Genomic DNA, 22,011 nt, shown 5'->3' on the forward strand with positions numbered 1-22,011 from the left:
CTGATCCTCAAACAACGGCACCGACACACGAAGGGGCCCGATCGGGCCCCTTCGTGTGTCGCGCCTGCCATGACCGTGGCCTGCTTTTACTTCGCCCCACTGGCCTGGATTTGCTCCGTCGTTGACAGGAGATAGAGATTGTGCGGCATCACCGTCGCACCCAGGATGCCGAGCGCAAGGTAAAGCATTTCAGGGTTGGTCACGATCTCGGTCGTGGGCGCAAATCCCAGGATCACGGCACCCCAATCCGGATCGGCCAAAGCGATCTGGATGGCGAAGCAAACGGCGATGACGCCGAGCAGCGTCATAATGAAGGCTTCGATCCACCGGAAGCCAAGCTTCTGAAGGTAGAGGATCAGGAACACGTCGAGCGCCGTGATGACGACGCCGATCTCAAGTGGGATGCCGAAGATGAGGTTGAGGCCGATCGCGGTGCCGACGACCTCAGCGATGTCCGTCGCGATGATGGCGATCTCGGCAAGGAGCCAGAGACCGAAGGCGACGGGCTTGGGGAAGGCATCACGGCAGGCTTGCGCGAGGTCTCGGCCCGAGGCAATGGCGAGCCGGGCGCAGAGCGACTGGAGGATAATCGCCATGATGTTGGAGACGAGCGCGACAACGAGGAGCGTGTAGCCAAACCGTGATCCGCCGGCGAGCGAGGTGGCCCAGTTGCCAGGGTCCATATAGCCGACTGCGACGAGATATCCGGGGCCAACGAAGGCCGCGGCCCTGCGCCAGATCGGGCCTGTACGCGCGACCGGAATGGATCGGTAGACATCCGAGAGCGATCCTTCGCCGCGTGCGTTCCGCCACCCCGAGATCGGCTCTTCCAACCGTGCATTCGCATCCATGACGGATTACCCTCAGTCACCAATGAAGAATGGCGAGGAGCACCTCTGCCTGGCGGGCGGCTATCAATCAGTGTCAACCGGTCTCCCGGAGCTCACCACAGCCACGCGGCAAGCCGGCGCCAACCCGCCAACTGGTTCTGGACTGCACTTGCGCATTCATCGCAAACGACCTTCCGATCGGCGGCGGAGCAATTGCGTCCGAACTCGTCGACCAAGCGAAATTAAGCTGAAGGTGTTTAATTTGTCCATAGGCAAACTTTGTGCCCTGAGCCATTCTGATCTACTGTGTCCGCGCACTGCAACGTTGAGAGCACAATGAGCCGAACCGAGACATCAAGAAACGAGATCAGCCCGGGCCGGCTGGCGTCCCGCTTCGCTCGTGTCCGGGAGGCCCGCCAAACCGAGCTTGCCGAGGATTACGTGGAACTGATCGAGGATCTCGTTATCGCTCGCGGCGAGGCAAGAGCCGCGGATCTTGCAGAATGCTTCGGGGTCTCACCAGCGACCGTGGCGCGAGCGGTCCAGCGACTGGCGAGGGACGGTCTCGTCGTCAGTGAGCCGTACCGGGCCATCTTCCTAACAGATGAGGGCCGGCGGATCGCGTCTATCTCACGGGCACGCCACCGCTTGGTCCGCGACTTCCTTCTCGCCCTCGGCGTTGGCACGGAGGCGGCCGAGTCGGATGCGGAGGGGATCGAGCACCATGTCGGACCGGAGACGTTGAAGGCTTTTCAGGCCTTTCTTGCTCAATTGCAGCCAGCGCCATCAAGAAGGTGCAAGGACGAGAGTGCGCCCGAGAACCCGTAGTCTCCTGTGTCAAAGGCGATGCTTCCGGAGACGCCATTCTCATAGAGGATGTAGGTGGTTTGGAAGAGTGGCAGCCCGTCGGGATCGCTGTCACTGTTGTAATAGGACTCGTCGACCCTCCAAGCTTGCAGTCCCCTGAGTTCGTCGGGCACCTCGCGAGCAACGTCATCTGCTTGCCCCGCGCCTTCGCCGAAGGATGTGGCATCTCCGACCGGTGAGATAATGGCCGTCGTGGAGAGGAGCCTGTCAGCCTCATTGTCCCCGTCGAAGAGCTTGGTTTCCACTATTCTCTCGCCGGCCTTCGCCCTTTCGATCAGTTCCATCGTATGGGCAGACGGAAAGACCGATAGCGGAAGCTCAAAACTGCGGACCTCCGGCTCCTCAAGTTCGACCTTCGTCGAGGTGCCTGAGTTGACCGCTTTGCCCCGGATAACCCAAGCCGGAGCGCTATCAACAAAGGTCTTCGTTTCGAAGGTGAACGTGTTCGCGACGCTATCCTCGGTTGAAACGGTCTGCTGGTCCGTCACGACGGTTGCGTCCTCACGCTCGAAACGGGCAACGAACCGATAGTCGAGATCGAATTTTCCGCAGGTCTCCTGACGAAGCTCGATCGCGATCCGGCCCGAGCCGTCCACCAGATCCATCGACTTCGATGTCAGAACGAGGTCATAGACCGCGCGATGTGGTGCGAGCGTCGCGGCAACTGATCCAGTTGCGATCAAAACGGCGGGAAATACCAACCAAACACCGATCATTCGCAACATCCGTGTTGTCCCTTCTTTCACAATTGCAAGAGCCGCGTTGCCGCCACCTCAGCCATGACGGCTGACCTCGGCAAGAGCCGATCCCTGCCACTCGCCTTGATGCGTCAACGACCGGCATGTCTCCTGAATTTTTCTCTTGCTCCTCCAGTCGCTAGAGGAACTAGCGTCGGCTGCATGAATAACGGGGACCCCTCAATGGTCACAGCGCTTCATCAAAGTCGTTTTCGCGTCACCGGTATGGATTGCGCCTCCTGTGCTGCAAAGGTCGGTACGGCCGTTCGGCGGCTTCCAGGGGTCGATGATGTCTCGGTCTCGGTATCGGCCGGAACGATGACGGTAACGCATGGGGACGAACTGTCCAGCGATGCCGTCGCCCAGCAAGTCAACAACTTGGGCTATGGCATCGCTGCGGCAGGACGAGGAGCCAGTCTCCCTCAGCCCGGATATAGCCATGAGCACGACCACCGGCATGCTCCCGGTCACGACCATGATCATGATCATGGTGATACCGGGAGCGACCCGAGCAGAAATGTCAATGCCGGACTGCATGGCCATGCGGACGAGGAAATTGGTGCTGTCCCATGGTGGCGGGCGAGGAAGGCGGTTCTGACGATTGCCTGCGGGGCAGCCCTGGCGGTCGCCTATGTCGCTGGCCTTCTCGTTCCGAACATCGAACGTCCTGCGTTCCTACTGGCGCTCGCAGTTGGTCTCGTCCCAGTTGCCCGCCGTGCCTTCGTTGCAGCGCGCTACGGCACTCCCTTCTCAATCGAGATGTTGATGACGATCGCTGCCGTAGGCGCCGTGATCATCGGCGCAACGGAGGAAGCGGCGGCGGTCGTGTTCCTGTTCCTGGTCGGCGAGATGCTCGAGGGTGTCGCGGCAGGCCGGGCGCGCAAGAGCATTCAGAGTCTGACGGATCTCGTTCCGAAGACCGCCCTATTGGAACGAGACGGCGAGACGACGGAGGTTCCCGCCGAGAGGCTTGCGGTCGGTGCCGTCGTTCTGGTGCGTCCGGGCGATCGGATCCCGGCAGACGGGATAATCCTCGAGGGCTCCAGCGAGGTCGACGAGGCACCAGTGACCGGCGAGAGCGTGCCGAAGCGCAAGGGCGCCAAGGACGAGGTCTTTGCCGGCACGATCAATACCAGCGGCGTGCTTCGCATCACGGTGACGGCGGCGGCAGCCGACAACACAATCGCCCGCGTCGTGCGTCTTGTTGAGGAGGCGCAGGAAAGCAAGGCGCCGACCGAGCGGTTCATCGATCGCTTCTCTCGGTTTTACACCCCTGCGGTCCTGATCGTAGGAGCCCTCGTTGCGATCACTCCTCCGGTCCTCTTCGGCGGGCAATGGAGCGAGTGGATCTACAAGGGCTTGGCCATCCTCCTCATCGGTTGCCCGTGCGCGCTCGTCATCTCCACGCCGGCGGCGATCGCGGCGGGTCTCTCGGCAGGCGCGCGGCGCGGGCTCCTGATGAAGGGGGGCGCGGTGCTGGAGAACCTCGGTAGGATCACCACCGTTGCGCTCGACAAGACTGGCACGATCAGCGAGGGCAAGCCGAGGGTGACTGACGTCTTCGGGGTGGGGCGATCGGAACGCGATGTCCTGTCCCTCGCTGGTGCTCTTGAGCGCGGCTCGAGTCACCCGCTGGCGCTGGCGATCCTGGCCCGAGCGGCACTCGACAAGGTGCCGCTGCCGCCGGCCTTCGATGCGGCGGCGGTGCCGGGCGAGGGCATCATCGGCAGCGTCGGCGGCGAGCGGGTATTCCTTGGCTCACCACAGGCGGCGGCGAAGCGCACGCCGGTCCCCGACGAACAGGGGACGCTAATCCGGGCTCTAAACGATGCCGGGAAAACGGTGTCCATGGTGCTGGTCGGGGATGTCGTGGCAGGATTTATTGCAATGCGCGACGAACCCAGGCCCGATGCAAAGGAAGGACTTGCCGCGCTGACCGCGGCCGGTATCCGGACGATCATGCTGACTGGTGACAACCGCCGGACCGCGGACGCGATCGCATTGGGACTCGGCATCGAGGCGCGTGCCGAGTTGCTGCCTGAGGACAAGCAGCGGATTGTGCGGGAGCTTCAGGTTAAAGGTTTCAAGGTCGCTAAAGTCGGTGACGGCATCAACGATGCGCCCGCGCTCGCGGCGGCCGACATCGGAATCGCCATGGGCGGGGGCACGGACGTGGCGCTGGAGACCGCCGACGCGGCCGTGTTGCATGGGCGCGTCCGGGACATCCCAGACATGATCGCGCTGTCGAAAGCCGTCATGGGGAACATTCATCAGAACATCACCATCGCCCTCGGACTGAAGGCGGTGTTTCTGGTCACGACGCTCCTCGGCATCACCGGGCTTTGGCCCGCGATCCTCGCGGATACGGGCGCGACGGTGTTGGTCACGGCCAACGCCATGCGCCTGCTAGGCTGGAGAGCACGTTGACGGACGTTCTTCTTCGCTTCGGTCCTCTCGTCCTCCTGGCAGGGACGTGCCTTTGGCTGATGCTCGCCACCCGGCGAACCTCGTACGCGATCGGGCGCAAGGTTTACGGCTTCGGCGGATCCGGTCGCCAGCGACTTGCCCAAGGACTGTTTCGCTTCAGCGTCATCGGCGCGTTGTTCGGCTCTGCCAGTCATGCAATAGGCCTCGCAGGCGTGGCCCTGCACCCGCTCGCGGACGCGCCATTCCAGTTGCGGCTCGCCGGTCTGGGAATGGCGCTTCTGGGATCGCTTCTGACGGTGTTCGCTCAGTCGGACATGGGACGATGCTGGCGAGTGGGTGTGCCGGAAGCAGTTCCCGATGCGCTGGTCACAACCGGGTTGTTCGGCGTTTCCCGCAATCCGGTATTCGTTGGCATGCTGATGCTGGCCGCGGGGCTGGCTCTGGCTCTTTCATCCGCCGTGATGATCGTCTGCGCGGCGGCATTTTGCCTCGCCTGTGAAATCCAGGTGCGGGACGAGGAAAGACTTCTCGAAAACGCCTTCGGGGCCGAGTACGCGGCCTACAGGCAATCGGTCCGGCGCTGGATCTGAAGGAATGACCAGGAAAGGCAAAACACTATGACTGCAATTCGAAAGGCATTTTTGGCAGGCGCATTGAGCCTGCTGTCGACCTCGGTGCTGGCAGCTGCAGGCGACAAGGTAGAGGTTTTCTCGACATCGGGATGCGGCTGCTGCCTGGGATGGGTGCAACATTTGGAGGATGCCGGGTTCGAGGTCACGAATGAGAACCTCGCCATGGCCGACCTCTATGCCAAGAAGATGGATGCCGGCCTGAAGCAGGACCAGACCTCCTGCCACACCGGATTCGTCGATGGCTATGTCCTTGAGGGACATGTCCCGGCCAGGGAGGTCACTCGCCTGCTAGCCGAGCGGCCTGAGGCGATCGGCCTCACGGTCCCCGGCATGCCGGCAGGATCGCCCGGCATGGGCGAGAGCGATGAGCCATATGATGTCCTGCTCGTCCTGAAGGACGGCTCGACCGAGGTCTTCGCCAGCTATCCCGAAGAGAAAGGGATCCGCGCGCAATGAGACTGCCGATCGCGATGATGACGGTGGTCGCCCTGGCCGGGGCGGCCGCCGCCCATGAGTTCGAGGCGGGCGATCTCGTCATCGATCATCCTTGGTCCCGGACGACGCCACCCGTCGCGAAAACTGGCACCGGATATGTGGCGATCACCAACAATGGCGCCGAGCCTGATACGCTCGTCGGTGGATCGTCCGAAATCTCGGAAGGCTTCGAGCTCCACACGTCAGAGATCATCGAAGGCGTCGCGAAGATGCGTCCGCTGACGGAGGGGCTCACCATCGCGCCCGGCGAAACGGTGACGCTGGAGCCGGGCGGCACGCACGCGATGCTGACGGGCTTGAAGAAGCCCATTCGAGAGGGCGAGCCTTTTGCCGGCACCCTTGTTTTCGAGCGAGCCGGAGAAGTCCCGATCGAGTTCATGATCGAAGGCTTTGGTGGCCGTCCCGAGCCGGCGGGGGATGCGCACGACGGGCATCAACAATGAGCTTCCGCACTCTTCGCTGGATCCTCTGGAGTGCCGTTACCGTGCTCTTCGTGCTGCTCGGCACCGTAACAGGCTTGATCGTCCTGCAAGGCTCGAGCCAGCCGACATCCACTGCCGCGTTGTCGTCCGGCGTCGCGGATGTTGGCGGCGAGTTCAGCCTCGTCGATCACAACGGGCAGCGGCGGACTTGGTCGGATTTCCGCGGCAAGCCGGTGGCCCTGTTCTTCGGCTTCACCAACTGCCCCGACGTCTGCCCGACGACGCTGGGAGAGCTGTCGGTGCTGCTCGACGACCTCGGCCCGCAAGGCGACGACCTCCAGGTCCTGCTGATCTCGGGCGATCCAGAGCGCGACACGCCGGAGCGGCTGAACGAATACCTGCAGTCGTTCGATCCTCGCATCGTTGGGCTGACCGGGTCGGAGGAAGAGATTGAGGAAGCCTTCTCGGCTTTCAAGGCTTACCGCGCGATCGTGCCGCTGGAGAACGGCGACTACACCGTCGACCATTCCGCCGGCGCCTACTTGTTTGATCGAGAGGGTGGCTTTTTCGGCATTTTGGACAGCCACGAGGCTAAGGAAATCCAGCGACAGAAGATCGAACGTCTGTTGGCAACCTGAGCCGGCATAGAAATAGGGCCGAGCACCAAAGGTGCCGCAACGAAGACCGCTCACGATGCTGGCGATCGGATCACCTCGAAAAGCCATCATCTTCATCAAGATAGCGTATCGGGCTTCCCGGTCCTTGCCGCTCGAAGCGCCTCGCTGATCGTAACTTGGCCCGGACGCATCTACCTGGAGAGTCGAGCAATGAACCGCAACTTTTCAATACTCTTCGCCGGCGCCTTGGCTGGAGCCACGATCGCCACCGTTGGCGTCGGGCAAGAGCGAGACGGTTCCAATCCTACCCAATCCGAGACCTATAGGGCGCTCTCGATCTTCGGAGACGTGTTCGAGATCGTGCGTGCGCAGTATCCGGACAAGCCGGATGACCAGGAGCTGATCGAGGACGCCATCAACGGCATGCTCACCTCGCTCGATCCCCATTCGAGCTTCATGAACGCCGAAGAAGCAGCCGACATGCGCACGCAGACAAGCGGCGAGTTCGGCGGCCTCGGGATCGAGGTCACGATGGAGGATGAGCTCGTCAAAGTGGTTTCGCCCTTCGATGGCACACCCGCCGACAAGGCAGGCGTGCTTGCCAATGACCTGATCACCGAGATCAACGGCGAAGAGGTGCGTGGGCTCACGCTTTCGGAAGCCGTCGACAAGATGAAGGGCGACATCGGCACGTCCGTTGAGCTGACTCTCATCCGCGAGGGCGCGACCAAGCCCATCCGGGTGTCGATCGAGCGCGCCGAAATCAAGGTCCCGTCCGTTCGTCATTCGATCGAGGACGGCATCGGTTACATCAAGCTCCTGCGCTTCAGTGAGCAGACCACAATCGGGCTGCAGGAAGCCATTGCCGAAATTGAGGCGGAGACCGGGGACGACGAGCTGACGGGTTATGTCCTCGATCTGCGCCGCAATCCGGGCGGGCTCCTAGACGAGGCGGTAAGCGTCGCTGACGTCTTCCTCGACCAAGGCGAGATCGTCTCCACCCGCGGCCGCAACGCCGAGGAAACGCGCCGCTACAATGCTCGTGCGGGCGACGAGATCGACGGCAAACCGCTTGTCGTTCTGATCAACGGTGGTTCCGCGTCCGCTTCAGAAATTGTTGCCGGAGCTCTTCAAGATCAAAGGCGGGCGACTGTTGTCGGCTCACGCTCCTTCGGCAAGGGCTCGGTCCAGACGATCCTACCTCTCGGAGCTGATGGGGCCTTGCGTCTGACGACGGCACTCTATTACACGCCGTCCAACCGCTCCATTCAGGGGCGAGGCATCGATCCGGATATCGAGGTGGAGCAGCCGTTGCCTCCGGAGATCCTCGAGCAGATGGGTCTCGGTGCAGCTGACGAGATGGCTCTCGGCGAGTCGTCTCTGCGAGGCCATATCAGGGGGCTGGAAGAAGGTGAGGATGGCTCCGGCTCGCTCGATTATGTGCCGCCGGACCAGGAGGATGATCTTCAGCTGCAGTACGCCCTCGATCTCATCAATGGTCAGGAGAAGCACGCCGCCTATCCGCCGCAGGCGAACTCCCGTGCGTCAAACTGAAGACGAACGGCTCGCTCGATGTCGCCATCAACACGGCACGGGGTGAACGGGCAAGGATTACAAGGACAGTGTCCAAGCATGCTTCAGGTGAGTTCGATGCGCCTCACCTCGCAATCGGCCGGACGCGGCAATGCCAACCTGTCTGCTTGCAAACCTATCAACGCAGACACATCAGAGCGAGACAGAACAAAGAATGATAAAGCCGTTCCGGATCATGTTACTAGGCGTCATGAGCGCCTTTGCCGCGGGTTGCACGTCGATCAGCAGCTCGACAGATATGGCGCCCATGCCTACCGTGTCAGCTGCTTCGCTCGGATCCAGCGGGACTGTACCAAGCACCTTCGCCATGGCGGCGAACGCCTCGGGAGAAGCGACCCAGGATCTCTACTACCTCGAGTTCCGCGCTCGTACCGCCGAGAGCTACGGCCACACCTTCGCGATGTTCGGCAAGAGAGACGCCCAAGGGAGGATCCTCACCCGTGAAGTCGCCGGCCTCCATCCCGCCTCGACCAGCGACATCCCCTATGTCCTCGGACACCTCATCCCGGTCCCCTCGGAAACCGGACCCAGCGACGGCGATCTCGATGACCAGTACATGACCGCGAACTATCGCATCAATCTGACCAAGACCGAGTACGACGACGTGGTCGGCTATATCCGTGAGTTGCAGGCGAGTTCGCCCGTGTGGCATGCGGTGCTTTACAATTGCAGCGCCTTCGTTGGAGATATCGCGCAGTACATGGGCTTGCGCACGCCAAATTCACTCCTCTTTCCGCAAACATACATCGAGACCTTGCGCGAGATGAACACCTAAGATCACGAAGGGAAAATCCTGTGCCGGAAATGATTATCTAAGGTGTTCCTGGTGCCGATCAATCTGATCGTGCCAGCTGGACAGTCTTGGAGGATGTGCACATGTTCGCTCTCTGGCGTTGCGTTATACCGGCCTGCATCTTCGTTGTCCCAAGCGGCTTCAAGGCTGACGCCGATGCCGTGGGACCGAACTTCTCAGACAAACTCGTCGTGGAACATGCAGAGATCTTGCTCCCCGCCAGTTCCAATGACACATTTCTGGAAGGGTTTTTGGTGATCTGGAACGGGACTGGTGAAAGCACCAGGATCACGGAAATTCGCAGCGACGTTTTCTCGAAGATCGAGCTCGTCCAAACGGTGAGAACCCGGTCTGGATTGCGGACGGATGTGCAGGCGAGCCTTCTAGTTCCGGCCCACGCCGAACTGTTGATGCGCCCTGGAGGGGTCTACTTGTTGATTGATCCAGGCAGCAAGCCGCCACGCGTGGGCGGACAGGTCAATATGGAGATCTTTTACGCGGACGGAGCCTCGGAAACAATTGTCGCGCAAGTCAGCGCTGCTGGAACCGTGCTGGAAGACCATCATCACGGCATGCCGCCAACCAAGCCATTGTGAGAAGGCGTGATCGATGCGCTGTCGTGTTTGACGAGCATCCACGGCGAAAGTCGCGTCCCTTCACGAGTGAGATCAACAGGACTCGCTCATTCTTTAAGCCCAATGCAACGATCCCGCTGCTACGAAAGCCGATGACGTTTTTCATCCGACTCCTAATGCTGGTCAGTGTACTGCTTGGGTCGTTTAGCCACGCTAAAGCCGCGTCCAGTCCTTTCGGAGGCCCGCTCGACTTGGACCGAGGCGCATTGGAACTCGTCGTTATCGCGAACGAGGCAGCCAATACCCGGTTGCCGGCACCAGTGGAACCGAGCGAGACCTATCCACCTCATAATTTGCATTGCAAGGCGGCAGCCATTCAGCCCTCCGCGCCCGATATTGGCGGCACTCTCGAGGTTGCCTCATCTGGTTATCCGGCCATGACGAACCACGGTTCGGGACGGACGCCAGGCCGCATTGATCGACCGCCGATCCCCTCGCCCTAAGAGCAATGCCCTGCCGATAAAGCTGACCCTGCGCTCCCCACTTGAAGACGCAGACCGCGTGACGCTTGCCCGCAGAGCACCCGCACGCCTAGCTCGCGCACCGTCGTCCGGTGCGTCATCAAAGAACCAGCGAACGTGAGTTCCGGGTCCGACGAGCACCTTGTGTTTCGTGGGATGATCAAATTCGAGGAAAAGGCATGACCAATCTCAAGAACGGGCAGAACGGAGCGAGCGAGCGCGTTCTTCCCGCTTGCTCAACTCACCACCACCACCGCCCCGGCTCATCAATCGGCAATCTACACCGCCGCGGCTTCCTGGCGGGGCTGGCCACAGTCGCCCTTTCCGGGTGCGTCGCCACGCCGGAACCGGCTCGTGTGATCGCCGCCCAGGCTCCGGAGCCTGAACCTGTTCTCCCGGCCATGTATCGAGCGATGCCAAGCGAGCGCTTTCCGATCCCGGCCGTGGACATCAAGAGACTGGAGCCGCAACTCTGGCGGCAGGTGGTCGATTATCCCACGGACGAGCGGGTCGGAACGCTCATCGTCGACACGCCTGCCAAGTACCTCTACCTCGTAAGGGAGGGCGGAAAGGCCATGCGGTACGGGATCGGGGTCGGGCGCGACGGCTTCTCCTGGTCGGGGCGCGCGGTCATCGCCTATAAGCGTGAGTGGCCGACCTGGACACCGCCTGCGGAAATGATCGAGCGGCAACCTGAACTGGCGCCCTACAGCGCTGCCAACGGTGGCATGCCGCCGGGCCTCGACAATCCCCTTGGAGCAAGGGCGCTCTACATCTTCCAGGATGGGCGCGACACACTCTACCGCTTACACGGCACCAATCAGGCGTGGTCGATCGGACGGGCCGTTTCCTCGGGCTGCATCCGGCTTCTGAACCAGGACGTCATCGACCTTTACGGCCGCGTTCCGGACGGAACGCCAATCCGGGTCATTCCCGATCCATCAACTGCAATAGCCGCGTAATGTCGGGCAGGAAGAGTCGACCTGATGGAGATCTGCTCAAGCGGGGCCGCAGGCCCCGAACCGGCCTCAGGCGACACCTTTGCCTTATTCACGTGCCACGCGATCGCCAGATGGCGACCTGAGGTAGGCGACGACGGCGAGCACCGCGACGAAAATGGCCCAGCCCGCAACTACCCACTGGACTGCTGGAGAGACGATGACGAAACCGAAGATGAGCTCCACCAGCTTTAGAACGATGAAGCCCGTGGTGACGCCGAAGGTCAGGCCGACCAGCGCGTAGACGACGGCGCATATGCCGATCGCAAGATTGTGCAGAACTCGTGTCATCAGCGCATTCCAGCTTACTGATCAATGGCTGGGAACGCGGATAAATGCTCCAGCCGCTGGAGGAGCAAGCAATTTTAGGAGACCGGCCTCGAATTTTAGTCGGATTGGTGGTGCTGGCAGTGGGAGTGGTCTGCCAGCGTCTGAATGACGCGGCAATCGCATACCCTTCCATGTCCGCATTCGTCGATCATCCGCTGAAGTTCCTTGCCTAGCAGAGTCAATTGGCTGATCCGGTGATTGACTCCCTTCAGATGATGGCGGGCGATCCGGTCCGCCTCTTGGCACGAGGCGTTCGGCCTTTCCGTCATGGCCAGGAGGCCCCGTATGTCGTCGATCTCGAAGCCCAGCTCCCGCGCGTGCCGGATGAAGGTGAGGCGGTCGACCTCTTCTTCTCCATACTGGCGGCGATTTCCGCTGGTGCGGACCGGAGGTGAGATCAGACCGATGTTCTCGTAGAAGCGGATCGTTGTGACCTTCACGCCGCTACGCTCCGAGGCCTCGCCGATGGAAAAACCGCGTTCAGCCATTTTTTGCTTGCTCCTCTAGTAGCTGGAGGAGCTAAGGGCGCGCGAGACGTCAATCAAGGAGTTCTTCGATGACTTCCTCCGCAACGGGACGTTCAGCTGCGGTGCGCTTCATCCACCCCGCTGATCAGCACGCCTGTCAGACGGCAGAGTGCCCGATGTTCGGCGCGCCGATCGGCGACCGGAAAATCTGATGTCGGCAGCCATCGAGGACATGAACCCCGCAGCGACCGCTGCCCAAACCAGGCCGACCTCGACAGCTCGCTACGTATTCGTCGATGTTTGGCGGGGCTTGGCCATCATCGGCGTCGTCGCGTATCATTTCGGCTGGGACTTAAACTTCTTCGGGTTCATTCCGTCCTCGGCAATGTTCAGCGGGCCGGTAACGGCCTTCGCGCGCATTCTCGCCGGCTCCTTCATGTTTCTCGTCGGCGTCAGCCTTGTCCTAGCCCACGACAGGAATATCCACTGGCGCAAGTTTCTGAAGCGCTTGGCCAAGCTCGTCGTCGCTGCCGTCGCGATTTCGCTCATCACCTATTTCCTGTTCCCTGAAGGGTTCATCTACTTCGGGATCCTGCACTCGATCGCGGTGGCATCGGTGCTCGGGCTCGCCTTTCTGCCCCTGCCGATCACCATCGTTTTCGGCGCGTCTTTTACAATGCTCGCGGCGCCGTTCTTTTTCGAGACATCGGCCTTTGACACTCGGCTCCTCGCCTGGATCGGCTTTGCCGCAGAGCCGCCTATGGCGAACGACTTCGTTCCTGTGTTCCCTTGGTTCGGCGTGACACTTGCAGGCATCGGCTGCACTCGGTTCCTCATCTCCAGGCGGCCCATGCGGGATGCACTCCCGAAGGCCACCGGAAGTTCTCTGGTCCGAGGATTGGCATGGGTCGGTCAACAAACACTGCCGATCTATCTGCTCCACCAGCCCTTGCTGTTTGCCGGCTTCGTCGTCTTCACCCGGCTCGCAGCCAATTAGTGGAATGAAGTCATAAAGTTCATCCTCGAACTCAAGGAGATCAGCAGTGATCGAGAGTATCAGCCACAGCAATGATCAGAGGGGAATTGCACCCCAGCCGTCGCGCAAATTGCCTGTGCTCGGCTCAAGCCTTCTTCTGCTCGCCGTTGTGGGGTTTTCGGCGATCGAGACCACGAGCGCGGCAGCACAACCAGCAACGGACGCAGACGCTGCACAAGCGCCCGCTTCATCGGCGGATGCGGCCGAAGGTGTCGAGGCGCCGGAGCCTACGGCCTCGGTAGACGTCGCTGAACTGATGGCGGAAGGCCCGCTCCCGGACATCGTGATCGGCGATCCGAACGCGCCCGTGACCATCGTGGAATATGCTTCGATGACCTGCGGTCACTGCGCAAATTTCCACGAGAACAGCTATCCGACGATCAAGACCGATTATATCGACACCGGCAAGGCCAAGCTGATCATTCGGGAGTTCCCGTTCGATCCGCGAGCACTAGCGGCCTTCATGCTCGCCCGCTGCACGCAAAACGATGCCCAGCGCACCGCAATGATCGACGTCCTATTCGATCAGCAGGACGTGTGGGCGAGGGCGGAAAATGCATCGACGGCACTCCTTAACATCGCCAGGCTGGCCGGTTTCACCCAGGAAAGTTTCGCCGCCTGCCTCAACAACAAGGAGCTTCAGGAGCAGATCGTCGCGACGCAGGAGCGCGGACAGCAGGAGTTCGGGGTCGACGCCACGCCGACCTTTTTCGTGAACGGCGATAAATACGCCGGTTCTCTGCCGCCCGACCAGATAGCCGCCATCATCGAGCAGAAGCTGCGATGATCCGGAAAGGCATCTGCCTGGCCGCCTGCAGGATCGGCGTGCGGACGGTCACCGCACCACGACCTTCGCTCCAACACCGACGCGGTCGTAGAGATCGATGACGTGGTCGTTGATCATCCGGATGCAACCGTTCGAAACGGCCTTGCCGATAGATGACGGTTCGGTGGTTCCATGGATCCGGTAGAGGGTGTCCTGGCCGTCTCTATAGAGGTAGAGCGCCCGAGCTCCGAGAGGGTTTCCCGGGCCGCCCTTCAGGCCGCCTGCATATCTCGCGTACTTTCCCGGCTCTCGCTTGATCATGTTCGGGGTCGGCGTCCACCGCGGCCATTCAGCCTTGCGTCCGACAACGGCCGTGCCGGAAAAGCGCAAACCTGCCCGGCCGACACCGATCCCGTAGCGCCGGGCAAAGCCGCCCTCCTCGATGAGGTAGAGGAACTTCTCTGCCGGATCGACAACGAGGGTTCCCGGCCTATAGCCGGAGAGGAGGACGCGCTGCGGCAGATATCGCGGATCAAGCTCGAACGTGTCATGTGCAGCCGCCTGACCGGTCAGCGCAGCGAAGGCGACAATGCCGGCCAAAAGCTGCCGTCGAGTGGTCATCTCTCATCTCCTGCACTGGCCGATGTGGATGAAGGAGATTGGCAGACGAACCATGAATCTTTGGTTCCCCCTGTGACGAGAAGAGCGTTGCAAGCGCTGAGAATTAACAACCAACGCTGAAGTTGCACAGCACAGGGCAAGATCTGCCGCCCTTAACCAATTCACCTGTTCACAAACTTGGCGCGGATAAACAGAGTGTTCTCTACAAACAAACGCCAGGCTCTGCGCTGTCTGGGCAGCCATCTCGCAGGTTTTGCGTTGGCGCTTGGCGCTATGGCGTTATCGCCACGAGTTGCCGAAGCGCACGCGACTAATCCGCCGGACGGCTCCGCCGATCTTTGGTCGGCCTGGACTCTGGATCCGATCGTCCTCGCCGGGTTCGTAACGCTCGTGGGCGGGTATACGCTTGGGATCGTGAGGCTATGGCGCCGGGCTGGGATCGGGCGTGGAATTGCTCCTTGGGAAGTCGCGAGCTTTTCCGCAGGCACGGCAGCGTTCCTTCTCGCGATGGTCTGGCCGCTCGACGCGCTCGGCGAAGTGCTGTTCTCGGCGCACATGGCGCAGCACATTGTGCTGACCGCCGTCGTGCCGCCGCTGCTCTGGCTTGGGCGACCGGTAATCCTGCTCTGGAGCCTTCCAAGGTGCCTGCGACGGAAGATCGGGGCCTTGCTGCAGGCCCGACCGGTTCGCAAGTTCTGGATCTGGGCGACTCTGCCGCTCCCGGCCTTTGTACTGGAAGGAGCCGTCCTTTGGGGCTGGCATGCCCCGGTCGCCATTGAAGCCGCCCTTGCGAATGAGGCGATCCACGCCGCCATGCATCTCAGCTTCTTTGTTGGGGGCCTTTTGTTCTGGCATGCGCTGGCCCATGCTGGCCGGCGCCATGGAGCCGGCTATGCCGAAACCGCCGCGCTGTCGTTTCTCACGATGATGCACACCGGGCTCCTCGGCGCACTCCTCACCTTCGCGCCGAGGCCGCTATACCTCGCCTATGATGATAGCCCTTTGGCCTGGGGTCTGACGCCGCTTGAGGATCAGCAGCTTGCCGGCCTCATCATGTGGGTCATCTGCGGCACGATCTACATCGTTGCCGGTGTTCTCCTCCTTGCCGCCTGGATCCGGCAGGTCGAGCGACGAAGCGCCTCCGCCACTTTCTTGACCGGGTACAAGCCCGGAAGTCCGGCCTTCCGCGCCGATCGCTCGAACGCAGCGGCCCACCCGAGATCGGAACCGGGCTGAACCACGGCGGCTTTGATCTTTATCCCCTGAGACGAGCGAAGCGAACCTATGCACGACCACTCCGACGAAAGCGCTGAAGGCCGAGGCAAGCGCCTCCTGATCGCGGTTGCGCTCAATGTGGGCATCACGGTAGCGCAGATTGTCGGCGGGCTGATCTCGGGCAGTCTTTCGGTGCTTGCCGACGCCGCCCACAACGCCAGCGACGCCGCCACGCTCGGGATCTCCTATGGGGCTTGGCGGCTATCGAGACGAAAGGCCGACGAGCGGCGGACCTTCGGTTACAAGCGGGCCGAGACGGTCGGCGCGATAATCAACCTCACGACCCTTTTCGTTATCGCTCTGTACCTTCTCTATGAAGCGGTCGATCGCTTCTTCAATCCCCAGGAGGTCGGGGGCTGGGTGATGATCATCGTCGGCGCGATCGCCGCTGTCGAGGACGCTTTATCGGTATGGGTGCTCTCTAAGGACCAGGGCAGCCTCAACATGAAGAGCGCATTCCTGCACATGATCGCCGACACGATGGCGACGGTCGGCGTGATCGTCGGCGGCATCCTGATCCTGCTCTTCGACATCACCTGGGTCGACCCGCTGATCACTGCCTTGATCGCCGTCTACATCTTCGTTCACGGCTTTCGCGAGATCCGCAAGACGATCAGCGTGCTTATGGAAAGCGCCCCAAAGGATTTCGACTTCGACGGGATGGTGCGCGCGATGAAGGGATTTGAGGGCGTGGAGGACATCCACCATGTCCACGTTTGGCGTCCCGACGAGGAACGCTTGGCCCTGGAAGCGCATGTCGCCATTTCAGAGCGGGATCTCGCCAAGGCCGATGGACTGAAACGCCGGATCAAGAGCTTGCTGCAGGAGCGCTTCGGCGTCGAGCATGCCACTCTCGAGGTCGAACTCGCCGGCAGTGCCGATCACGATCACGCGGTCATTAGGGACGAGTGACATGATGCGACCTGACCGAATGGCCCGGCCCAATGCTCCGCCACCGGGTCTCGGGGGACCGACCAGGAGGAAGAGCGCATGAGCGGCTTCCTCGCAGTTCTTGGCTTCGCGCTCCTGCCAGCTCTCGGCAATTTTTCGGGCGGGCTTCTAGCCGAGTTCATCCGAACTTCGCCGCGCGCCTTGAGTTGGGCGTTGCATGCGGCCGCAGGGATCGTGATCGCTGTTGTCGCAGTCGAGATCATGCCGGAGGCGATCCCCAAGGTTCCGGGCTGGGGCCTCACAGTCGCCTTTCTGCTGGGCGGCGCCTTCTATATGGCCGTGGATCGGATCGTGGGCCGAGTCCAGGGCGCCGGCGGGTCCGGCATGTGGATGATCTACTTCGCAGTCTGCATGGATCTCTTCAGCGACGGGCTGCTGATCGGGGCTGGCTCCGCCGCATCATCGAGTTTGGCTTTGGTGCTGGCGCTCGGTCAGCTTCTGGCTGACGTGCCCGAAGGATTCGCCGCCATTGTCAATTTCAAGGGGAAGGATGTTCCTCGGATTCGGCGTATCCTTCTCTCCGCATCTTTCGCGGCTCCGGTCCTCGTGGCCGCCACACTTGCCTATTTCCTGCTGCGCGAGCGCAGCGAGACCTTTCAGATGGCCGCCCTTGTGTTCACGGCTGCGCCGCTCGTGCTTGCAGCTGTAGAGGACATGATCACGGAGGCACACGAAAGCGCGGAAGACAGTAAGATCTCGATCGTCGCTTTCCTTGGCGGCTTCGCCCTGTTTACCTTCGTCTCAAATTCCCTCGGGTAACACAGTAGTGGCAGCGTGACCTTGGCGCCTATGAAGCGAATGCACTTGTTGCGGTAATCCGAACTTTCGAAGTAGCGCGCCGCCCATCACGGTATTCTCGCCTCATTCGAGTCGTTTTGCAGGAGAGAAATAACGAGACTCGATCCGAGATGGACATAGCCGTTAGCTGCGACTGCCAATGACGCCTTCTCCAAGCGGCCCAGAACTGTCGAAGTTCAAGGCCACTTGATTTTCGAACGGCTGCAAGCACTACTTCCTGCTTAAGAAGGATTTTCCATGAGCGTGACAAATTGCTTCGGCATCGATCGTGCGGTCAGCGGACGCTGCCGACAAGGATGTCGCGGTCATCGACAATTGCGATCCACTCGCCGGCGTCCCGCTCCGACTGCCGCTTGAGATAAAGGTAATCCGTCTCGTTCCAGGCGAGAATGCGTTCATTGAGATTGTCCAGCACGAAGTCGCCCCGATCGGTCTTCACCGTGAGCACGGCATGTCCGGCACCGTTGCGCTGGCGCAGAACAGTGATCAGGAGGGCCGAGCGCGGAACGCCGGTGCGCTGGAGCATGTACTGCTTCAGAAGAGCGTAATCCTCGCAGTCTCCTTCGGCCGTAGGATAGGACCAAAGCTCTGCCACGCCGTGCATCTCTTCATCGGTTCGAGGAACGATAACCGTGTTGACGGCACCGTTCACCTCGATCATCTGCTCCTACAGCTCGTCGGTCAGCTCGGGGATCGCGGTCAGCTCGTTTGGCTGGCATTCCGTCGGGTACTGCTGGCAGAACTCGTAGTGACCGACGGGCTGCGATGTCCTGCCGGTCGTGGGCATCCACGAAGGATCAGCCGCCGCACTGGTATAGGAAATAACAACAGCCGCAATCCCAATTGAAATCTTGGTAACTACACTATAGATCATCCGCATCGCCGTCTCCCCGTCTCTGAGGAAAACAATGGCACGGCCGATTTATTCTTGAGCCAAATTTCACAAGGCAAATTGTTTCAAAAACGACCGAAAGTATTTATCGACGCTCAAGCGTCCCGGCACCGCTCCTTAAGGGCCGTGATCAGCAGCCCACCATTCGCAAGCGTCGGCCAACCAACTCATTGACCGCTATTCCGAGCACACGGAAGCCGGTCGAGAGATCGATTCAGTTCAGGACTTATCGGCCATCGCCACGGCGCCCCAGCGCAAACGTTGCCGAGCGTCGCGCGCGACAATTCCACCAATTCGGCGACGCCCATGACGCGGTTCTTCAAAGGTGCTGCGTCGGACGCCTCGAGCGCCACGTCGGTGCCCCCGCCCGTGGCGATGCCGATCGAGGCAGCGGCAAGCGTCGGCGCGTGGTTGATGCCGTCGCCCACCTTGGCGGATGCCGCCATGCGCCCTCAGCGCGCCGACCTCGGCGAGCTTGGAGGCCGGCAACAGCATTGCTTTCGCCGCCAGCCCGAGACCGGCGGCGGTGGTGCGCGCATTGTCGCCCGTCAGCATGACGGTTCGCACGCCGAGCTCATGGAACCGGGCGACGCCGGCGGCGGCATCCTCGCGCGGCTCGTTGCGGAGGGCAATGACGCTGATATCCGAGCGAGCGGATGCGATCCTCGATGGCCTTGCGCGATGTGCGGTCTTGGTCAAAAGCGAGCGACAGGGACCCCAGCCCGTAGTTCACATTGATCTCACTGATGCCGAGCAGGCGCTTCAGCCCGTTCTCGATCTTGAGGGCGCAGGCGCCGCAATCCATGCCTTCGACGCGGAGCTTGAGCGCAGTGGCGGCGGCCTCGGCTGCCATGGATGTCACTTCGACTTCTTCGACGTGACACCGCATATACACCCTGTAGCAACTACAGGGTCAAGGCGATGGCGCGCGACAGTTTCTCCATCGGCGGTCTGGCGAAGGCGACGGAAACGAAGGTGGAGACGATCCGCTACTACGAGCGCATCGGCCTCCTGCCGGCGCCGGAGCGCACGAGCGGCAACTACCGTCTCTATTCGGCGCAGCATCTCGGGCGCCTCAGCTTCATCCGCCGGGCGCGCGACCTCGGCTTCTCGATCGAGCAGGTGCGCGACCTTCTCGGGCTGTCCGACCAGCGCGACCGGTCCTGCGAGGCGGTGGACGCGATCGCGCGCGAGCACCTGACCGAAGTGGAGCGAAAGATCGCCGATCTTCAGGCGCTGCGCCGAGAGCTCGGCAGCATCATCAGCCAGTGCGGCTGCGGCACCATCGCGGAATGCCGGATCATCGAGGCATTATCGCCTGGCTAGACCCCGAAATACGACGCGACCGGCGTGAACAGGGCAAAGCCGCCGATGAAGGAGGCCGCCGATAACAGGGATCCTCGGCCGTCTCGTGCGCCTTCTTCAACTTCTCCTCGATAGTCGCCAGGAGCCGAATGCCCGCCGTGAAGGCGAGCGCTGCGAGCTTCAGCGTTTCACCCTGGCCGCGCAGCAGCCGATAGCCGATGCTGGCCGCCCATAAGACAGGGAGCGACGAAGGAGGCGGACTGGGGGATGCGGCGGGACGCGCCTTTATCCTCCTTGAAGTTGGTGATTGTGGCGAAGCCCTCGGGGACATCGGCCATGATCTGTCCGAGGTCCAGGATGAACGCCAGGCCGAAGGAGACGACTGAGCCGACCCCGATCATCAACCGATCGCTGAACAGGTCGATGGCGACCGCCACATAGATCATTCAGCCCCTAGCGGCGTCCTCGTCGCCTCCCTGCATCAGATCGACAATCCATCACCACGACGTAGAAGGCTGCACTAAAGGCACAGGCCGACGACGATGGTCCAGGGCGGCGCCGAACCGCCGAGCGCCTCCAGCTCAGCTCGGTAGCGACGAGGCGGTGACGATCCCAGCGGCAGAATGCAGGGCGTGGATCAGCAGCCGTCGGGATGTCGGAAGCAGCTTGGCCACCACGCCGCCGGCGAAGTTGCCGAAGGGGGCATCAGGGCGAGCGCAAGAACGTACAGGTAGTCGGTCATAGACCGCCAACTAGGCCGTGTTACGCGGGGTTCCGCGCTTGGCTGCGCCCGCGCTTCAGCGAACGACGTCTCCTTGGTAGAAGTATGCGAACAGGCGCGGCCCCGAGGCATAGGCGTTATTGTCGGATATGACGTGGAAACTGCTTTCGGCGACCAGCTTCGAAATGGGGCGGTTGATATTGCATCCACCAGCGAAGCGGCGCCAAACGGGATTCAGCCGGTCTTGCCAACGCGAAACATTGTCGTCCGGCGACCGGCCGTGCTCGACGTAGAGGAAATGACCGCCGGGTTTTAGAACACGACTGATCTCCTGTAAGACAAGGTGGGCATCTGAAACAGAGCACAATGTCCAGGCCGAGACGACGCAATCAAAGCTGCCTGACTCGAGGGGAAGAGCCTCTCCCGCCGATTGCCGCAGCATCACGGGAATGTTCGTGTCCACGCCCGCCGCCCGGCGAAGCATTGCCGCGCTTGGGTCGATACCGACGACGGATTCCACCGAACTCCCGTAGAAGCCAAGATTTGCTCCTGAGCCGACTCCGATCTCCAGAACGCGCCCGCTCGCCTGGCGAGTGACAGCCTCGCGGTAGGGCCGCAGTCTGCCAGCGCTCATCGCAAGATGGGTAAGGCACGGGCATATGCTCTCGCGATAGAAGCTCATCCGCAGCATCTCCTCAACTCGCCGGAACCACGGCCCGAGGTGGCAGCTGGACACCCGCAAGAACCTGCCATCGGCGCGCCTGATATAATTCACTTGTCTGAAGGGACCGGGAGAGCAGCGCATGCGGCAGGCGGGATTGTTCGGGCTATCGGAGCACCTTGAGCGGCTGAGCCGGGATGGCGATCCGCTCGAGGTTCTTGAGGCGACGGTGGATTTCGAGCATTTCCGCGGCTGGCTGGTCGAGGGGCTCGGCTATGGCGACGGATCGAAGGGCGGGCGACCGCCGTTCGACCCGGTGTCGATGTTCAAGGCGCTGATCCTGCAGGCGCAGCATAATCTCAGCGACGCGCGGATGGAGTTCATGATCCGCGACCGGCTGTCCTGGATGCGGTTCCTCGGCTTCGATCTCGGCGCGCCCACCCCCGACGAGAACTCGATCCGGCATTTTCGCAACCGGCTGACCGAGACGGGCACGCTGAAGCGGGTGATGAAGGCCTTCGACTGGCAACTCCGGAAGAAGGCTACATCCCGATTGTCAACGACGGAGCAAATCCAGGCCAGTGGGGCGAAGTAAAAGCAGGCCACGGTCATGGCAGGCGCGACACACGAAGGGGCCCGATCGGGCCCCTTCGTGTGTCGGTGCCGTTGTTTGAGGATCAG

The 22,011-nt window shown here is 61.6% G+C and carries 25 protein-coding genes and 3 pseudogenes; 18 read left to right on the forward strand and 10 right to left on the reverse strand.

Going from position 1 to position 22,011, the window contains the following annotated elements; translation table 11 throughout:
- Window positions 1-95: 95 nt before the first annotated feature.
- A pseudogene (locus tag GTK09_RS25855) lies at window positions 96-851 on the reverse strand (Nramp family divalent metal transporter); the annotation flags it as partial.
- A gap of 315 nt (window positions 852-1,166) precedes the next feature.
- On the opposite strand from GTK09_RS25855, the gene mntR reads away from it, so the two are divergent.
- Window positions 1,167-1,658: a manganese-binding transcriptional regulator MntR gene (gene mntR / locus GTK09_RS25860; RefSeq protein ID WP_163466293.1), complete on the forward strand. Its 492-nt coding sequence runs from the start codon at window positions 1,167-1,169 to the stop codon at window positions 1,656-1,658.
- Here mntR and GTK09_RS25865 read toward each other — a convergent pair.
- Entirely contained in the window at window positions 1,598-2,413 is an 816-nt protein-coding gene (locus GTK09_RS25865) for an EipB family protein (RefSeq protein ID WP_163466294.1), read from the reverse strand. The two genes, mntR and GTK09_RS25865, sit on opposite strands and share 61 nt — an antisense overlap.
- 204 nt (window positions 2,414-2,617) lie before the next feature.
- Between GTK09_RS25865 and GTK09_RS25870 the strand changes: the two genes are divergently transcribed.
- The 9 genes from GTK09_RS25870 (at window position 2,618) to GTK09_RS25910 (ending at window position 11,471) form a co-directional block, all read left to right on the forward strand.
- A complete protein-coding gene (locus GTK09_RS25870; RefSeq protein WP_163466295.1) occupies window positions 2,618-4,861 on the forward strand; it encodes a heavy metal translocating P-type ATPase in 2,244 nt (747 codons plus the stop codon).
- A gap of 59 nt (window positions 4,862-4,920) precedes the next feature.
- Window positions 4,921-5,451 carry a methyltransferase family protein gene (locus tag GTK09_RS25875; RefSeq protein WP_163466296.1) on the forward strand — a complete coding sequence of 177 codons (531 nt, stop codon included), beginning with the start codon at window positions 4,921-4,923 and terminating at the stop codon, window positions 5,449-5,451.
- A gap of 27 nt (window positions 5,452-5,478) precedes the next feature.
- Window positions 5,479-5,949 carry a DUF411 domain-containing protein gene (locus GTK09_RS25880; RefSeq protein WP_163466297.1) on the forward strand — a complete coding sequence of 157 codons (471 nt, stop codon included), beginning with the start codon at window positions 5,479-5,481 and terminating at the stop codon, window positions 5,947-5,949.
- Window positions 5,950-5,963: 14 nt separating this feature from the next.
- Window positions 5,964-6,431, forward strand: a complete 468-nt coding sequence (locus GTK09_RS25885) for a copper chaperone PCu(A)C (RefSeq protein ID WP_246218138.1) — start codon at window positions 5,964-5,966, stop codon at window positions 6,429-6,431.
- Window positions 6,428-7,048 (forward strand): SCO family protein, encoded by a 621-nt coding sequence (locus GTK09_RS25890; RefSeq protein ID WP_163466299.1) that lies wholly within the window; start codon window positions 6,428-6,430, stop codon window positions 7,046-7,048. The genes GTK09_RS25885 and GTK09_RS25890 overlap by 4 nt, the downstream gene beginning before the upstream one ends.
- Window positions 7,049-7,237: 189 nt before the next feature.
- A complete protein-coding gene (locus GTK09_RS25895; protein ID WP_163466300.1) occupies window positions 7,238-8,581 on the forward strand; it encodes a S41 family peptidase in 1,344 nt (447 codons plus the stop codon).
- Window positions 8,582-8,867: 286 nt separating this feature from the next.
- Complete coding sequence (locus GTK09_RS25900; protein ID WP_163466301.1) at window positions 8,868-9,395, forward strand: hypothetical protein; 528 nt, start codon at window positions 8,868-8,870, stop codon at window positions 9,393-9,395.
- A gap of 101 nt (window positions 9,396-9,496) precedes the next feature.
- Window positions 9,497-10,009, forward strand: coding sequence for a copper chaperone PCu(A)C domain-containing protein (locus GTK09_RS25905; protein ID WP_163466302.1), 513 nt, complete (start codon window positions 9,497-9,499; stop codon window positions 10,007-10,009).
- Between the two features lie 679 nt (window positions 10,010-10,688).
- Window positions 10,689-11,471, forward strand: a complete 783-nt coding sequence (locus tag GTK09_RS25910; RefSeq protein ID WP_163466303.1) for a L,D-transpeptidase — start codon at window positions 10,689-10,691, stop codon at window positions 11,469-11,471.
- An 84-nt stretch (window positions 11,472-11,555) separates the two neighbouring features.
- Here the strand turns inward: GTK09_RS25910 and GTK09_RS25915 are convergent, their stop codons facing one another.
- Together GTK09_RS25915 and GTK09_RS25920 are read right to left on the reverse strand one after the other, a co-directional pair.
- Window positions 11,556-11,798: a hypothetical protein gene (locus tag GTK09_RS25915; protein WP_163466304.1), complete on the reverse strand. Its 243-nt coding sequence runs from the start codon at window positions 11,796-11,798 to the stop codon at window positions 11,556-11,558.
- Window positions 11,799-11,893: 95 nt separating this feature from the next.
- A complete protein-coding gene (locus GTK09_RS25920) occupies window positions 11,894-12,325 on the reverse strand; it encodes a MerR family transcriptional regulator (RefSeq protein ID WP_163466305.1) in 432 nt (143 codons plus the stop codon).
- A gap of 68 nt (window positions 12,326-12,393) precedes the next feature.
- On the opposite strand from GTK09_RS25920, the gene GTK09_RS27915 reads away from it, so the two are divergent.
- From GTK09_RS27915 to GTK09_RS25930, 3 genes are read left to right on the forward strand one after another with little or no spacing between them, the layout of a single operon-like run.
- Entirely contained in the window at window positions 12,394-12,516 is a 123-nt protein-coding gene (locus GTK09_RS27915) for a hypothetical protein (RefSeq protein ID WP_281353543.1), read from the forward strand.
- On the forward strand, window positions 12,516-13,301 hold the full coding sequence (locus GTK09_RS25925; protein WP_246218139.1) for a heparan-alpha-glucosaminide N-acetyltransferase: 786 nt from the start codon (window positions 12,516-12,518) through the stop codon (window positions 13,299-13,301). Before GTK09_RS27915 ends, GTK09_RS25925 begins: the two co-directional genes overlap by 1 nt.
- 46 nt (window positions 13,302-13,347) lie before the next feature.
- Window positions 13,348-14,127 (forward strand): DsbA family protein, encoded by a 780-nt coding sequence (locus tag GTK09_RS25930; RefSeq protein WP_312869962.1) that lies wholly within the window; start codon window positions 13,348-13,350, stop codon window positions 14,125-14,127.
- A gap of 48 nt (window positions 14,128-14,175) precedes the next feature.
- Here GTK09_RS25930 and GTK09_RS25935 read toward each other — a convergent pair whose 3' ends face one another.
- Window positions 14,176-14,727 carry a L,D-transpeptidase gene (locus GTK09_RS25935; protein ID WP_163466306.1) on the reverse strand — a complete coding sequence of 184 codons (552 nt, stop codon included), beginning with the start codon at window positions 14,725-14,727 and terminating at the stop codon, window positions 14,176-14,178.
- A 195-nt stretch (window positions 14,728-14,922) separates the two neighbouring features.
- Between GTK09_RS25935 and GTK09_RS25940 the strand changes: the two genes are divergently transcribed.
- From GTK09_RS25940 to GTK09_RS25950, 3 genes are all read left to right on the forward strand, one after another.
- On the forward strand, window positions 14,923-15,963 hold the full coding sequence (locus GTK09_RS25940; protein ID WP_163466307.1) for a cytochrome c oxidase assembly protein: 1,041 nt from the start codon (window positions 14,923-14,925) through the stop codon (window positions 15,961-15,963).
- A gap of 48 nt (window positions 15,964-16,011) precedes the next feature.
- Window positions 16,012-16,914: a cation diffusion facilitator family transporter gene (locus GTK09_RS25945; protein WP_163466308.1), complete on the forward strand. Its 903-nt coding sequence runs from the start codon at window positions 16,012-16,014 to the stop codon at window positions 16,912-16,914.
- Between the two features lie 78 nt (window positions 16,915-16,992).
- Window positions 16,993-17,712: a ZIP family metal transporter gene (locus tag GTK09_RS25950; protein WP_163466309.1), complete on the forward strand. Its 720-nt coding sequence runs from the start codon at window positions 16,993-16,995 to the stop codon at window positions 17,710-17,712.
- Window positions 17,713-18,025: 313 nt separating this feature from the next.
- Here GTK09_RS25950 and GTK09_RS25955 read toward each other — a convergent pair.
- The 3 genes and pseudogenes from GTK09_RS25955 to GTK09_RS25965 all read right to left on the reverse strand — a co-directional run bounded on the left by GTK09_RS25955 (window position 18,026) and on the right by GTK09_RS25965 (window position 19,532).
- Window positions 18,026-18,625 (reverse strand): annotated as a pseudogene (locus GTK09_RS25955) (transglutaminase-like cysteine peptidase).
- Window positions 18,626-18,900: 275 nt separating this feature from the next.
- A pseudogene (locus GTK09_RS27920) lies at window positions 18,901-19,285 on the reverse strand (HAD-IC family P-type ATPase); the annotation flags it as partial.
- On the reverse strand, window positions 19,218-19,532 hold the full coding sequence (locus tag GTK09_RS25965; protein ID WP_312869963.1) for a cation transporter: 315 nt from the start codon (window positions 19,530-19,532) through the stop codon (window positions 19,218-19,220). The gene GTK09_RS25965 and the pseudogene GTK09_RS27920, both read right to left, overlap by 68 nt.
- Before the next feature lie 32 nt (window positions 19,533-19,564).
- On the opposite strand from GTK09_RS25965, the gene GTK09_RS25970 reads away from it, so the two are divergent.
- Entirely contained in the window at window positions 19,565-19,969 is a 405-nt protein-coding gene (locus GTK09_RS25970) for a MerR family transcriptional regulator (RefSeq protein ID WP_163466311.1), read from the forward strand.
- A gap of 167 nt (window positions 19,970-20,136) precedes the next feature.
- Here the strand turns inward: GTK09_RS25970 and GTK09_RS25975 are convergent, their stop codons facing one another.
- Together GTK09_RS25975 and GTK09_RS25980 are read right to left on the reverse strand one after the other, a co-directional pair.
- Window positions 20,137-20,385, reverse strand: a complete 249-nt coding sequence (locus GTK09_RS25975; RefSeq protein WP_163466312.1) for a hypothetical protein — start codon at window positions 20,383-20,385, stop codon at window positions 20,137-20,139.
- Between the two features lie 360 nt (window positions 20,386-20,745).
- Window positions 20,746-21,351 carry a class I SAM-dependent methyltransferase gene (locus tag GTK09_RS25980; protein WP_163466313.1) on the reverse strand — a complete coding sequence of 202 codons (606 nt, stop codon included), beginning with the start codon at window positions 21,349-21,351 and terminating at the stop codon, window positions 20,746-20,748.
- A 121-nt stretch (window positions 21,352-21,472) separates the two neighbouring features.
- Between GTK09_RS25980 and GTK09_RS25985 the strand changes: the two genes are divergently transcribed.
- On the forward strand, window positions 21,473-21,925 hold the full coding sequence (locus GTK09_RS25985; protein WP_246218140.1) for a transposase: 453 nt from the start codon (window positions 21,473-21,475) through the stop codon (window positions 21,923-21,925).
- Window positions 21,926-22,011: the final 86 nt, after the last annotated feature.

This window comes from Jiella pacifica (assembly GCF_010500815.1).
GTDB classification, from domain to species: Bacteria; Pseudomonadota; Alphaproteobacteria; order Rhizobiales; family Rhizobiaceae; genus Jiella; species Jiella pacifica.

Excerpts from the sequence above, each read along its gene's own strand:
- GTK09_RS25885 (WP_246218138.1), top strand. The coding sequence starts at position 5,964 with ATGATGACGGTGGTCGCCCTGGCCGGGGCGGCCGCCGCCCATGAGTTC.
- GTK09_RS25925 (WP_246218139.1), top strand. The coding sequence starts at position 12,516 with ATGTCGGCAGCCATCGAGGACATGAACCCCGCAGCGACCGCTGCCCAA.
- mntR (WP_163466293.1), top strand. The coding sequence starts at position 1,167 with ATGAGCCGAACCGAGACATCAAGAAACGAGATCAGCCCGGGCCGGCTG.
- GTK09_RS25945 (WP_163466308.1), top strand. The coding sequence starts at position 16,012 with ATGCACGACCACTCCGACGAAAGCGCTGAAGGCCGAGGCAAGCGCCTC.
- GTK09_RS25910 (WP_163466303.1), top strand. The coding sequence starts at position 10,689 with ATGACCAATCTCAAGAACGGGCAGAACGGAGCGAGCGAGCGCGTTCTT.
- GTK09_RS25870 (WP_163466295.1), top strand. The coding sequence starts at position 2,618 with ATGGTCACAGCGCTTCATCAAAGTCGTTTTCGCGTCACCGGTATGGAT.
- GTK09_RS25935 (WP_163466306.1), bottom strand. The coding sequence starts at position 14,727 with ATGACCACTCGACGGCAGCTTTTGGCCGGCATTGTCGCCTTCGCTGCG.
- GTK09_RS25980 (WP_163466313.1), bottom strand. The coding sequence starts at position 21,351 with ATGAGCTTCTATCGCGAGAGCATATGCCCGTGCCTTACCCATCTTGCG.
- GTK09_RS25905 (WP_163466302.1), top strand. The coding sequence starts at position 9,497 with ATGTTCGCTCTCTGGCGTTGCGTTATACCGGCCTGCATCTTCGTTGTC.
- GTK09_RS25950 (WP_163466309.1), top strand. The coding sequence starts at position 16,993 with ATGAGCGGCTTCCTCGCAGTTCTTGGCTTCGCGCTCCTGCCAGCTCTC.
- GTK09_RS25915 (WP_163466304.1), bottom strand. The coding sequence starts at position 11,798 with ATGACACGAGTTCTGCACAATCTTGCGATCGGCATATGCGCCGTCGTC.
- GTK09_RS25985 (WP_246218140.1), top strand. The coding sequence starts at position 21,473 with ATGCGGCAGGCGGGATTGTTCGGGCTATCGGAGCACCTTGAGCGGCTG.
- GTK09_RS25965 (WP_312869963.1), bottom strand. The coding sequence starts at position 19,532 with ATGCGGTGTCACGTCGAAGAAGTCGAAGTGACATCCATGGCAGCCGAG.
- GTK09_RS25865 (WP_163466294.1), bottom strand. The coding sequence starts at position 2,413 with ATGATCGGTGTTTGGTTGGTATTTCCCGCCGTTTTGATCGCAACTGGA.
- GTK09_RS25920 (WP_163466305.1), bottom strand. The coding sequence starts at position 12,325 with ATGGCTGAACGCGGTTTTTCCATCGGCGAGGCCTCGGAGCGTAGCGGC.
- GTK09_RS27915 (WP_281353543.1), top strand. The coding sequence starts at position 12,394 with ATGACTTCCTCCGCAACGGGACGTTCAGCTGCGGTGCGCTTCATCCAC.
- GTK09_RS25900 (WP_163466301.1), top strand. The coding sequence starts at position 8,868 with ATGCCTACCGTGTCAGCTGCTTCGCTCGGATCCAGCGGGACTGTACCA.
- GTK09_RS25875 (WP_163466296.1), top strand. The coding sequence starts at position 4,921 with ATGCTCGCCACCCGGCGAACCTCGTACGCGATCGGGCGCAAGGTTTAC.
- GTK09_RS25890 (WP_163466299.1), top strand. The coding sequence starts at position 6,428 with ATGAGCTTCCGCACTCTTCGCTGGATCCTCTGGAGTGCCGTTACCGTG.
- GTK09_RS25895 (WP_163466300.1), top strand. The coding sequence starts at position 7,238 with ATGAACCGCAACTTTTCAATACTCTTCGCCGGCGCCTTGGCTGGAGCC.
- GTK09_RS25880 (WP_163466297.1), top strand. The coding sequence starts at position 5,479 with ATGACTGCAATTCGAAAGGCATTTTTGGCAGGCGCATTGAGCCTGCTG.
- GTK09_RS25970 (WP_163466311.1), top strand. The coding sequence starts at position 19,565 with ATGGCGCGCGACAGTTTCTCCATCGGCGGTCTGGCGAAGGCGACGGAA.